10 protein-coding genes and 1 pseudogene are annotated in these 12,466 nt (G+C 68.1%); 1 reads left to right on the forward strand and 10 read right to left on the reverse strand.

The window, feature by feature from the left end:
- Positions 1–137: 137 nt before the first annotated feature.
- The 10 genes and pseudogenes from pyrF to FXO18_RS04405 all read right to left on the reverse strand — a co-directional run bounded on the left by pyrF (position 138) and on the right by FXO18_RS04405 (position 11,526).
- Positions 138–1,001, reverse strand: a complete 864-nt coding sequence (pyrF, locus tag FXO18_RS04360; RefSeq protein ID WP_149359801.1) for an orotidine-5'-phosphate decarboxylase — start codon at positions 999–1,001, stop codon at positions 138–140.
- Entirely contained in the window at positions 998–4,327 is a 3,330-nt protein-coding gene (carB, locus tag FXO18_RS04365; RefSeq protein WP_149359802.1) for a carbamoyl-phosphate synthase large subunit, read from the reverse strand. The genes pyrF and carB overlap by 4 nt, the downstream gene beginning before the upstream one ends.
- Entirely contained in the window at positions 4,327–5,493 is a 1,167-nt protein-coding gene (carA, locus tag FXO18_RS04370) for a glutamine-hydrolyzing carbamoyl-phosphate synthase small subunit (RefSeq protein WP_149359803.1), read from the reverse strand. Before carA ends, carB begins: the two co-directional genes overlap by 1 nt.
- Positions 5,490–6,110, reverse strand: coding sequence for a PH-like domain-containing protein (locus FXO18_RS04375; RefSeq protein ID WP_235900435.1), 621 nt, complete (start codon positions 6,108–6,110; stop codon positions 5,490–5,492). Before FXO18_RS04375 ends, carA begins: the two co-directional genes overlap by 4 nt.
- Positions 6,107–7,411, reverse strand: coding sequence for a dihydroorotase (locus FXO18_RS04380; RefSeq protein ID WP_149359804.1), 1,305 nt, complete (start codon positions 7,409–7,411; stop codon positions 6,107–6,109). Before FXO18_RS04380 ends, FXO18_RS04375 begins: the two co-directional genes overlap by 4 nt.
- Entirely contained in the window at positions 7,408–8,349 is a 942-nt protein-coding gene (locus FXO18_RS04385; RefSeq protein ID WP_149359805.1) for an aspartate carbamoyltransferase catalytic subunit, read from the reverse strand. Before FXO18_RS04385 ends, FXO18_RS04380 begins: the two co-directional genes overlap by 4 nt.
- The gene (gene pyrR / locus FXO18_RS04390) at positions 8,349–8,951 is read right to left on the reverse strand and encodes a bifunctional pyr operon transcriptional regulator/uracil phosphoribosyltransferase PyrR (protein WP_149359806.1); all 603 of its coding nucleotides are present in this window, start codon (positions 8,949–8,951) and stop codon (positions 8,349–8,351) included. The genes FXO18_RS04385 and pyrR overlap by 1 nt, the downstream gene beginning before the upstream one ends.
- A 285-nt stretch (positions 8,952–9,236) precedes the next feature.
- Positions 9,237–9,671: pseudogene (nusB, locus tag FXO18_RS16030) on the reverse strand (transcription antitermination factor NusB); the annotation flags it as partial.
- 59 nt (positions 9,672–9,730) lie between these two features.
- The gene (gene efp, locus FXO18_RS04400; protein WP_149359808.1) at positions 9,731–10,288 is read right to left on the reverse strand and encodes an elongation factor P; all 558 of its coding nucleotides are present in this window, start codon (positions 10,286–10,288) and stop codon (positions 9,731–9,733) included.
- Between the two features lie 101 nt (positions 10,289–10,389).
- On the reverse strand, positions 10,390–11,526 hold the full coding sequence (locus FXO18_RS04405) for an aminopeptidase P family protein (RefSeq protein WP_149360105.1): 1,137 nt from the start codon (positions 11,524–11,526) through the stop codon (positions 10,390–10,392).
- A 154-nt stretch (positions 11,527–11,680) separates the two neighbouring features.
- On the opposite strand from FXO18_RS04405, the gene FXO18_RS04410 reads away from it, so the two are divergent.
- On the forward strand, positions 11,681–12,292 hold the full coding sequence (locus FXO18_RS04410; RefSeq protein ID WP_149359809.1) for a B-4DMT family transporter: 612 nt from the start codon (positions 11,681–11,683) through the stop codon (positions 12,290–12,292).
- Positions 12,293–12,466: the final 174 nt, after the last annotated feature.

Here is a 12,466-nt window from a genome sequence, read left to right on the forward strand (position 1 = left end):
TCGCGCGCTTGGAAACGCGCATCGACCATACCGCGCTGACCGGGCACAATGCGCCCTCGCTTCACGACACGCTGGGAAAACACGAAATATCGTTATTTTCGGTTGCCCACGCCACCGATCAGTGTGGCGCAGGCCACTCACCTGGCGCTAGCGAGGAACCGGAACTGCTCGATCATGCGTAGCGCTGCATCACGAACCGCCCCGATCGATGGCCCTGACCTCAGGATATCCCGCGAGACAGCAGGAAGCGCAAGCCGGGCACGCGGGCCGAGTATCCGTGCGACATCCGCTGCGGTGCCGCCCTGTGCTCCCACGCCAGGCAGCAGCACCGGGCCGTTGATGCCCGAGAGGTCCGGAACCTCGTCGAGCGTCGCGCCGACCACCACACCGATCGAGCCCATCGGCGTGGCCCCGGCATTGCGCGCGCCGACCTCATCAACGATGCCCTGGGCGACCGTCCGGCCCGTGGCGCTAGTGGCGCGCTGCACCGATGCGCCCTCCGGGTTGGATGTGGCCGCGAGCACGAATGCCCCGCGCCCCGAGCCCAGCGCGAGCTCCAGGGCTGGCTCGAGGGAACCGAGGCCCAGGTAGGGCGAGATCGTCACCGCGTCCGCGGCGAGGGGCGAGCGATCATCGAGCCAGGCGCGCGCGTACGCCGCCATGGTGGAGCCGATGTCCCCGCGCTTGGCGTCGGCGAGCACGAGGGCACCGCGCTCCCTCAGCGCCCCCATGGTGGTCTCCAGGACGCGCATCCCGGCGGAGCCGTGCGCCTCGTAGAACGCTACCTGTGGCTTCACCACGGCCGCGATGCCTCCGAACGCCTCCACGCAGATGTCGCTGAACCGAGCGAGCCCGTCCGCATCGTCCGCGAGCCCCCACTGCTCGAGCAGCGCGGAGTGGGGGTCTATCCCCACGCACAGCGGGCCCCGATCAGCGGTGGCCTCCCACAGTCGCTCCCCGAAGCCGCGCTGGACGCTCGGCTTCGCCACAGTGCCACTCATCCGCGCAGGATCTTGTGCAGCACCTGGAGCGGCTGCACGCCGATGTCGCCGCGCCGCAGCGCCTCGATGCCCTGCACGGCCGCTGCCGCGCCCTGCACGGTCGTGATGCACGGGGTGGAGGTGGCCACGGCAGCGTTGCGGATCTCGTAGCCATCGATGCGCGGGCCGGAGTTGCCGTAAGGAGTGTTGATGATCATGTCGACCTCGCCGTCGCGGATCTGGTCGACGATCGTGCGCTCGCCGTCGGCCAGTTCCTCCCCCGAGAGCTTGCGCACCTCGGTGCAGGGGATGCCGTTGCGGCGCAGGATCTCCGCGGTGCCCCGGGTCGCGAGGATCGTGAACCCGAGGTCAGCGAGGCGCTTGACGGGGAAGATGAGGGAGCGCTTGTCCCGGTTCGCGACCGAGACGAACACGGTCCCCTCGGTGGGCAGCGGTCCGTAGGCTCCGGCCTGGCTCTTGGCGAAAGCGGTACCGAAGTCGGCATCGATGCCCATGACCTCGCCGGTGGACTTCATCTCGGGGCTGAGCAGCGTATCGACCCCGGAGCCATCCGCGCGGCGGAAGCGGTTGAAGGGCAGCACGGCTTCCTTGACGGCGATCGCCGAGTTCACCGGCATGGTTCCGCCATCGCCCTCGGCCGGGAGGATGCCTGCCCGGCGCAGGTCCGCGATGGACTCCCCGAGCATCACCCGTGCGGCCGCCTTCGCGAGCGGCACCGCCGTCGCCTTGGACACGAACGGAACCGTGCGGCTCGCGCGCGGATTGGCCTCGAGCACGTACAGCACATCGTCCTTGAGCGCGTACTGCACGTTGAGCAGGCCCTTGACGCCGATCCCGGCGGCGAGCGCCTCGGTGGAGCGGCGCACGGTCTCGAGGTCGGAGCGGCCCAGCGTGATCGGCGGCAGGGCGCACGCGGAGTCGCCGGAGTGGATGCCGGCTTCCTCGATGTGCTCCATCACGCCACCGATGAACACCTCGGTGCCGTCGCACAGGGCATCGACATCGATCTCGATGGCGTCATCGAGGAACTTGTCGACGAGAACGGGATGGTCGGTGGTGAGCTCGGTGGACCGCGAGATGTAGTCCTCGAGGGACTTCTCGTCGTAGACGATCTCCATGCCCCGGCCACCGAGCACGTACGACGGACGCACGAGCACGGGGTAGCCGATGTCGGCAGCGACGGCACGGGCCTGCGGGAAGCTCGTGGCGGTGCCGAACCGCGGAGCGGGCAGCCCGGCGGCATTGAGCACCTCGCCGAACGCGCCACGATCCTCCGCGAGATCGATCGCCGCGGGCGTGGTGCCGACGATCGGCACGCCTGCCTTCTCGAGCTTCTCGGCGAGCTTGAGCGGGGTCTGCCCGCCCAGCTGCACGATCACTCCAGCGACGGTGCCCGACTGCGTCTCCGCGTGGTAGACCTCGAGCACATCCTCCAGGGTCAGCGGCTCGAAGTAGAGGCGATCAGCGGTGTCGTAGTCGGTGGAGACGGTCTCCGGGTTGCAGTTGACCATGACGGTCTCGTAGCCCGCCTCGGTGAGCGTGAGCGCCGCGTGGACGCACGAGTAGTCGAACTCGATGCCCTGGCCGATGCGGTTGGGCCCGGAACCGAGGATGAGCACCTTGGCCCGCTCGGTCTGGGGAGCGACCTCGCTCTCCGCGGCGGGGTCGAGCTCGTAGGTCGAGTAGTGGTACGGGGTCTTGGCCTCGAACTCGGCAGCGCAGGTATCGACGGTCTTGTAGACGGGGCGCACGCCGAGCCGGTGGCGCAGCGCGCGGACGCCCTCCTCCCCGGCGAGCTCCGGACGCAGCGCGGCGATCTGGCGGTCGGAGAGCCCGGAGTTCTTCACCCGGCGCAGCAGCTTCTCGTCGAGGACCGGCGCGGCGAGCAACTCCTCGCGGAGCCCGAGCAGCGCCGCGATCTCAGCGATGAACCAGGGATCGATCCTGGTGGCCTCGAAGACCTGCTCCTCGGTCGCCCCCATGCGCAGCGCCTGCTCGACGCGGTAGATGCGTCCCTCGAGCGGGGTGCGGATATTGTCGAGAACGGCCTCGAGGGTGTCGAGGGCTGGATCGTCAGGACTGGTCCAGAAGCTAGCGGCACTGGTCTCCATGGAGCGCAACACCTTGCCGAGCGCCTCGCGGAAGCTGCGGCCGAGCGACATGGCCTCGCCCACGGACTTCATCGTGGTGGTCAGTGTCGCATCAGCGCCGGGGAACTTCTCGAAAGCGAACCGCGGGGCCTTGACCACCACATAGTCGAGGGTCGGCTCGAAGCTCGCGGGGGTCTCCCGGGTGATGTCGTTGACGATCTCGTCGAGGGTGTAGCCGATGGCCAGCTTGGCGGCGATCTTGGCGATCGGGAACCCGGTGGCCTTCGACGCGAGCGCGGAGGACCGGGAGACGCGCGGGTTCATCTCGATGACGATCAGGCGGCCATCCTCGGGATTGATGGCGAACTGGATGTTGCAGCCGCCGGTATCCACGCCGACCTCGCGGAGGATCGCGATGCCCACGTCGCGCATGTGCTGGTACTCGCGGTCGGTGAGGGTCATCGCGGGCGCCACGGTGATCGAGTCGCCGGTGTGCACGCCCATGGGGTCGAGGTTCTCGATGGAGCAGACGATCACGACGTTGTCGCGGCCGTCGCGCATCAGCTCGAGCTCGTATTCCTTCCAGCCGAGGATGGATTCCTCGATGAGCACGTTCGCGGTCGGCGAGGCATTGATGCCACCGCCAGCGATGCGCTCGAGATCCTTCTGGTTGTAGGCCATTCCGGAGCCGAGCCCGCCCATGGTGAAGCTCGGGCGGACCACGACGGGGAAGCCAAGCTCGTCAACGGTGTCGTTGACCTCCGCCATGGTGTAGCAGACACGGGAGCGGGCGGATTCCCCACCGATCTTCGCGACGATGTCCTTGAACTTCTGGCGGTCCTCGCCACGCTGGATGGCCTCGAAGTCCGCGCCGATCAGCTCGACGTCGTACTTCTCGAGCGAGCCACGCTCGTGCAGCGCGACAGCAGTGTTCAGGGCGGTCTGTCCGCCGAGGGTCGCGAGCAGCGCATCGATGGGATGGCCCTCGGCCGCCTCGCGCTCGATGACCTTCTCGACGAACTCCGCGGTGATCGGCTCGACGTAGGTGGCGTCAGCGAACTCGGGGTCGGTCATGATCGTCGCCGGGTTCGAGTTGACGAGGGTGACGCGGAGGCCCTCCTCCTTGAGGACGCGGCAGGCCTGCGTGCCGGAGTAGTCGAACTCGCATGCCTGGCCGATCACGATCGGGCCGGAGCCGATCACGAGTACATGCTGGAGATCTGTGCGGCGGGGCATTACGCGGTGCCTTTCTGGGCCTTTGCAGCGTCGAGCTGCGTGACGAACTGGTCGAACAGGTAGGCGGCGTCGTGGGGGCCCGCCGCGGCCTCGGGGTGGTACTGGACGGAGAACGCGGAGCCATCGAGCAGGCGCACTCCCTCCACGGTCCCGTCGTTGGCGCAGGTGTGGCTGATGATGGCCCGGCCGAACGGGGTATCGAACTCCTGGCCCGCCTCGCCCTCGAGCGCGAACCCGTGGTTCTGCGCGGTGATGGCGACCCGGCCGGTGGCGTGATCGATCACCGGGATATTGATGCCACGGTGGCCGAACTTCATCTTGTAGGTGCCGAGCCCGAGCGCGCGGCCCAGGATCTGGTTGCCGAAGCAGATGCCGAACAGCGGCAGTCGCTGGCCCAGGATCGCCTTGGTGAGCTGCACAGCGCCGTCGGCGGTGGCAGGGTCACCGGGGCCGTTGGAGAGGAACACGCCATCGGGATCGAGCTCGAGGATGTCCTCGAGGCCGACGGTGCTGGGCACGACGTGCACGCGGACGCCGCGCTGGGCGAGCATGCGCGGGGTGTTGGTCTTGATGCCGAGGTCGACGGCCACGATGGTCGACCGGGGCTCGCCCTCGGGCTCGATGACATACCCGTCGGGGGTGGAGACCTCCGCGGAGAGATCGGCACCGAGCATCGACGGCTGGTTGCGGACCCGCTCGAGGAGTTCCTCCGCGCTCGCGAGCGACTCGCCGGAGAACACCCCGGCGCGCATCGCGCCGAAGTTGCGCAGGTGTCGCACCACGGCGCGGGTATCGATGCCCTGGATGCCCACGATGCCCTGCCGCTCGAGCTCCTCCTGCAGGCTGTGGCTCGCGCGATAGTTCGACACCACGCGCGTGGACTCGCGGACGGCATAGCCGGCCACCCAGATCTTGCCGGCGGGGCCTGCTGACTCGTAGCCACGCGAGCCGAAGGACTCGCTGTCCTCGAGGTTCCAGCCGGTATTGCCGATCTGCGGAGCCGTGGCGATCACGATCTGCCGGTGATAGCTCGGATCGGTCAATGTCTCCTGGTAGCCGGTCATGCCAGTGCTGAACACTGCCTCGCCGAGGGTCTGTCCTTCCGCCCCGAAGGCGCGGCCCCGATAGATCTTGCCGTCCTCGAGGACCAGAGCTGCTTCGCTCACCCGTCTACACCGTTCTTTCCGTTGGTCCCATTGCTTTCCCGCGCGGCGTCCGGGGAATCAGGTGCCGCGGGGCTGCTTGTCGTTCCGCTCGCTGTGCCGCCCCTGGTCGTCGGGCCCGAGGGGGTTCCCGGAGCCTCCTGCCAGAGAGCGATCCACTTCGGGTACTCATTCTTGTCGAACGCCCGGAAGCCGCTGTCGATCTCCGCTCCCGTGCTCGTGCGCCAGCGGATGACGAGAAGGCCATCCTTCGTCATGACCTTGCCGGCGAGGCCCCGCTCCGTGCGCAGGCCCAGTACCTGGTCCCGCGGGATCCACACATCGGAGGCGCCCTGCCGGGCGAGCAGCAACCCATCCACGAAGGCGAGCAGGTCAGCGTTGGCCCTATCGCCCAGGTCCCCCACAGCGACCCGATTGATCCACGAGGGCGCGAGCGTCGAGCCCACGTACAGGCCGTGGCTCGGGCCGAGCACGGGATCGCCCAGCGCCGCTGGCACGGGGGCGAGCGCACCGACGATGCCTTCCTGCAGCTCGCCGCGCCGCCGCCACGCGCGGATCATCAGCCACACCAGGATTGCCCACACCGCGAACAGTGCCACGGTCAGCACGAGCCGGGTCATCGTGGGATCACCGCGCCATCACGTGCGGTGACCCGGCCGCGCAGCATGGTCATCGTGACCCGCGCGGGCAGCTCGAGGCCCTCGAAGGGGTTGTTGCGCGAGAGGCTCGCGAACTCATCGGAGCGCACGGTCCAGCGCGCGTCCGGGTCCACCACCACCAGGTTGGCGGGCTCACCCACCTCGATGGGCCGGCCCTGGTCGTGCAGCCGCACGATCTCGGCGGGGCGCTCGCTCATCACGCGCGCCACATCCCGCCAAGTGAGCAGGCCAGGCTTGACCATGACCTCGGCGATGATCGACAGCGCCGTCTGCAGGCCCAGCATTCCCGGCCGAGCGTGGGCGAACCCGCAGCACTTGTCCTGCTCCGCGTGCGGCGCATGATCGGTAGCCACGCAGTCGATGATCCCGGCCGCCAGCGCCGCGCGCAGTGCCTCGACGTCGGAGCGCTCGCGCAGCGGCGGGTTCACCTTGTTCACGGCATCGTAGGTCTCGAGGCGCGAGTCATCGAGCAGCAGGTGATGCGGCGTGACCTCGGCGGTGAGGGCGATCCCCTGGGCCTTCGCCCACTTGACCAGCTCGACGGTGCCCGCGGTGGAGGCATGGCAGATGTGCACGCGGTATCCCGCGTCACGGGCGAGCAGCGCATCACGGGCGACGATTGCTTCCTCAGCCGCGCGCGGCCACCCTGCCAGGCCCAGCCGGGCCGCGGTGGGGCCCTCGTGCGCGACCGCGCCGACGGTGAGGCGGGGCTCCTCGGCGTGCTGCGCGATGAGGACGTCGAGGCCGCGCGCGTACTCGAGGGCGCGGCGCATCACGAGGGGATCCTCGACGCAGATGCCGTCATCGGAGAACATCCGAACCCGGCCCTTGCCGTTGGCCATGGCGGCCATCTCGGTGAGCTGCTTGCCCTTGAGCCCGATGGTGACCGCTCCGACGGGGTGCACATCGACGATGCCAGCGTCCTGCCCGCGCTGCCACACGTGGTCGGTGATCACGACGTTGTCCGCGACCGGATCGGTGTTGGCCATGGCGAAGACCGCGGTATAACCACCAAGCGCCGCGGCGGCGGAGCCAGTGTCGATGGTCTCGGTGTCCTCGCGGCCCGGCTCGCGAAGATGCGTGTGCATGTCGACGAGGCCAGGAAGCAGGATCCTGCCCTTGCCGTCGATCTCGGTGGCACCCTCGGGAAGGTCGAGGCCCGGGCCGATGGCGGTGATGACGCCATCGGCGATGGCGATGTCGACGGGCTCGCCCTCCGCGTAGGGGCGGGCACCGCGAATGATGGTTGGATTGCTGGTCATACCTTCTCCTCCACACCGACCAGGAGCCGGAACAGCACAGCCATGCGGACATGCACGCCGTTGGCGACCTGATCGAGCACCGTGGACTGGGGCGAGTCCGCCACGGAGTAGCCGATCTCCATGCCGCGGACCATGGGGCCGGGGTGCATCACGACGGCATGCTCGGGCAGCATCGCGCGGCGGCGCTCATTGAGCCCGTAGGTGATCGAGTACTCGCGGGCGGAGGGGAAGAATGCGCCGTTCATGCGCTCGGCCTGCACGCGCAGCATCATCACCGCATCCGCCGCTGGCAGCTCGGCGTCAAGGCTGTAGCCGACCGTGACAGGCCAGCCATCCACGCCCACCGGCATGAGGGTGGGTGGGCCGACAAGAACAACCTCGGCACCGAGCTTGGACAGCAGCAGGGCGTTGGAGCGGGCCACGCGGCTGTGCAGCACATCACCGACGATCACGATGCGGCGGCCGTCGAGCCCGCCGAGCCGCTGGCGCAAGGTGTACGCATCGAGCAACGCCTGGGTGGGGTGCTCATGCGTGCCGTCGCCGGCATTGATGACCGCGGGGCCACTCCCATCGCTGGCGGTGGTCCACCCGGCGATCAGCTGCGCGGAGCCGGAATCAGGGTGGCGCACGATGAGCGCGTCCGCTCCGGCGCGATGCAGCGTGAGAGCAGTGTCCCGGAGCGACTCGCCCTTGCTCACCGACGATGCGCTGATGCCAACGTTGATGACGTCGGCGCTCATCCACTTGCCCGCGACCTCGAAGGAGACGCGGGTCCGCGTGGAGTTCTCGTAGAACACGGTCATGATGGTGCGGCCCCGCAGGGTCGGCAGCTTGCGCACCTCGCGGCCGGCGAGCGCTTGCTCGAACCGGAACGCCTCGTCAAGGATGCCGGTGGCATCGTCGACGCTGAGATCGTTGATGCTGAGCAGATGCTTCATCAGGCCGCTCCTGGCGACCGGAGCACCACCGCATCCTGGCCGTCGTGCTCGGTCATCAGCACCGAGACTTCCTCGGCGCGAGCGGTGGGGATGTTCTTGCCCACGTAGTCGGCGCGGATGGGGAGCTCGCGGTGACCACGGTCGACGAGCACGGCGAGCTGCACCACGCGCGGGCGGCCGACATCGCGGAGCGCATCGAGCGCCGAGCGGACGGTGCGGCCGGAGAACAGCACGTCGTCGACAAGGATGACGGTGCAGTTGTCGACGCCACCGACGGGCATCGAGGTGCGCTCGAGCGGGCGATGCGGCTTGTTGCGGAGATCGTCGCGGTACAAGGTGGTATCGAGCGATCCGATGGGAACCTCGACGCCCGAGAACTCCTTGATGCGATCCGCGAGGCGCTGAGCGAGCGTGGTTCCCCTCGTCGGGATGCCCACGAGGACGACAGGCGATCCCTGGGGCTGATCGAGAGCGGTCTTCTCGATGATCTGGTGCGCGATCCGCGCGACCGTCCGCTTCACGTCGGCAGCAGACAGCAGCTCCCGCCCGTCCGCCCGTGCGGACTGCGTAGCTGGTGCTGCAGACGATTCGTCTGGGCTCACCCAGGCCTCCTTCTCCGCCTCACTGGACGGATCGTTAAAGGATGTCGTTCTGCTTCCGCGACTCTACCAGTCGCGTTGCTCCGTAGTGGTATCGGTCCCGGCTCCGGCGACGGGCTCGGCGGAACCCTGCTCATCGGCCGCGGGGGCGTCACTGGCGGGTACGTCTTCCGCGGAGGCTGATTGCTCGGGAGCCTCGTCAGTGGGGGCCTCATTGGCGTCCCCGATCTTGGTGGCGTCCCCGATCTCCTCCGCCGCAACCTCTGCTCCGGGGGCGCCTTCAGTGGAGGCCTCATCGTCGAGGTCCGGAGCCGCCAGTGCCTCCTGCAAGCGCGCATCGGCTTGCCGCATCGCTGGAACGATGTGCACCAGGTGCCCGAGCACGCCGTTGATGAATCCGGGCGACTCGTCGGTGGACAGTTCCTTGGCCAGCTCTACCGCTTCGTCCACGGCGACCACCGGCGGCACGTCCTCGGCGTAGATCAGCTCCCAGGCTGCAGCTCGCATGATCGCGCGATCCACCGCGGGCAGGCGCTCCAGCGTCCACTCGTGCAGGTGCGAGGCGATCAGGTCATCGATCCGGGCCTGGTTCTCGACGACGCCACTGATGAGCGCGTGCGTGTAGTCCGCGATCGGAGGAACGATCTCGGTGCGGGCAAGGGCAACCCGCTCCCCGAGGACGACCGTAGCGATCTCGCCCCGGGCCTCGGCCTCGAACAGCATCTCCACTGCCCGGCGGCGCGCCTTGTGGCGCGCGCCGAGCTTCTTGTACCGATTACTGGTCACGCGCGACCAAGGTAGCTGCCGTCACGGGAATCAACCTTGAGCTTCTCGCCCGTGCTGATGAACAAGGGAACCTGGATCTCGGCACCGGTCTCGAGGGTGGCAGGCTTGGAGCCGCCCGTGGAGCGATCGCCCTGCAGGCCCGGATCGGTGTGCTGGACCACGAGCTCGACGGTGACGGGCAGCTCCACATACAGCGGCGCCTCGTTGTGCATCGCCACCTGCACGACGGTGTTCTCCAGGAGGAATCGCGCGCTATCCCCGACCGTGGCCTCGCTGATGTGGACCTGCTCGAAGGTCTCGCCATCCATGAACACGTAGTCGCTGCCATCGCGGTACAGGTAGGTCATGTCGCGCCGGTCGACGGTGGCGACCTCGACCTTCACGCCCGCGTTCCAGGTCTTGTCCACTGTCTTGCCCGAGAGGACGTTCTTCAGCTTCGTGCGGACGAACGCCGGCCCCTTGCCGGGCTTGACATGCTGGAACTCAGTGATCTGCCACAACTGGCCATCAATCTTGAGGACCAGACCGTTCTTGAAATCAGCAGTCGATGCCACGACGTGTTTCTCCTGTAAAAGTGTTGTGGTTCAATCGTTCGCGCCCCGGCCAGCCGGGCGCGAACCCCGCAGACGGCAGCCGACGGCACTGGGCGCGCACCCTAGACAACAAGGAGCTCCCTGGTCGTGGTCGTCAGCACCGCAGGGCCTCCCCCGCCGGTCACGCCCTCGGCCACCGCGGGCGTGATGATCACGGTGTCCTCGATCCTGACCCCACCGCGACCTGGCAGGTAGATGCCGGGTTCCACGGTGATGGCAGTGTTGCAGAGTAGTCTACTGTCCGCGTTCCGCGCCACCGAGGGCGCCTCGTGGATCTCCAGCCCAACTCCGTGGCCGGTGCTGTGGACGAAGTGATCACCATGCCCGGCAGCGGTAATCACCGCGCGCGCAGCACCATCGACTTCCCCGGCCAATCCGCCCTCCACGGCAGCCGCTCGGCCAGCCGCCTGCGCCTCGCGCACGATGTCATGGATCCGCTGCTGCCACGGCTCCGGCTGCGCCCCCACCACCACCGTTCGCGTCATGTCCGAGTGATACCCGCCCACCACGGCACCGAAATCCATCTTGACGAGATCCCCGCGCTCGATCAGCGAATCAGTGGGCCGATGGTGCGGCACCGCCGAGTGCGCGCCCGCCGCGATGATCGTCTCGAACGCGATGCCCTCGGCTCCCTCCTCGTGCATGAGCCATTCCAGCTTCCGCGCGACCAGCCGCTCGGACTCCCCCGGGCGCAGCGCTCCGGAATCGATCAGCCTCGACAGGGCCCGGTCCGCAGCACCACAGGCAGCCTCGAGCGCCGCGAGCTCAGTGGCGTCCTTGACGATGCGGAGACCCTCGACCAGCCCTCGCGTGCCGACAAGCTCGATCCCTGTGGCCTCGCCAGCCAACTGCTCGTGCTGAGCCACGGTGACGGTGCTGCTCTCGAAGCCCAGCCTCCCTACCGGCCGTTCCGCGGCCAGAGCGACCAGCCTCAGCGCGCCGGACCGCGCCATCTCGACAGCCAGTCCCGGCGCCTGCTGCGCTACCTGGGTCGTGTACCGCCCATCGGTGGCGATCACAGCGGCATCATCGCCGCCCTGCTCATCACTGGCGACCAGCAGGGCCGCATGGGACCCGGTGAAACCTGTCAGGTAGCGCACGTTCACGAGGTTGGTGACCAGGATCGCATCGATCCCCTCGTCGCCCAGAACCGCCCGGAGACGCTCGCGCCGATGCGCGAATACCTCTGGGCCCGCCATGATCGAAGCCACGTCGCGATCCCCTATTCCTTGCTCGGTCACCGGCACATCCAGGCCGACGATACCGGCGCGAGCGAGGTGTGATGGGAACCATTCGCCGATACCAGGCATGGTATGGCACACATCACGGTCGCATAACCGCTACCCTGCTCGTATGAACTTGTGGCTCATCCGTGGCTTGATGCTCGCGGCCGTCGTTGTCTTTGTCCGGGCAGTGCTCGGCTACGGGATCTACGCATGGCCCGAATCCGGTTCCACCCAGCGCTCCATCGCCCTCATCGTCGTCCTGATCGCCGCGCTAGTCTGGCCATTCTTCGACGGCTACGCCGACGCGAAGGAGTTCGAGGACGAGGAGGATCGTGGCGACCTCACGCTGCTGTGGCTGAAATCGGCTGCTGCCACCGGCGTGATCTCCGGCGTTGCCTCGTGGCTGCTCTACTTCGTCATCCCCGGCATCGGCAGTGGCAACCTACTCATCGAGGTCACCATCGGCGCGGGCTTCCTGCTGCTCATCCTGTCGATCCCCGCGCAGATCGGAATCCTCCTCGGACGGTTCTTCGGTGACCGCGCGCGCCGCCGCTCCACCGAGCCCGAGCCCGAGGACGAGTACGGGCGCCACCCCATCCACGCGCACCACCAGAAGGAGCCGATCCTCGCTGGCTCGCACCGCGCGGATGCTGAGCACGGGGATACCCAGCACGCTGGCGAGTACCGCGACGCTGACTTCGCCGCGGAGCGCGCCACCGATCGCGACGACGAGCGGTAGCTTTCCGGCTAATCGATGCAGAGAGCCCGCGCCATGTGGCGCGGGCTCTCTGCTTTGGCATGGTCGGCGGAGCCAGCCCTCGGCTGCCGGGCCTTCTACCGCCGAGCCGCCTTCAATGGGCCGCCGGGCACCGACTAGTGTGCAAAAAACGACAGCCTCAGCGCGACACGCCGA

This window comes from Lolliginicoccus suaedae (assembly GCF_008312885.1).
Taxonomy (GTDB): domain Bacteria; phylum Actinomycetota; class Actinomycetes; order Mycobacteriales; family Mycobacteriaceae; genus Lolliginicoccus; species Lolliginicoccus suaedae.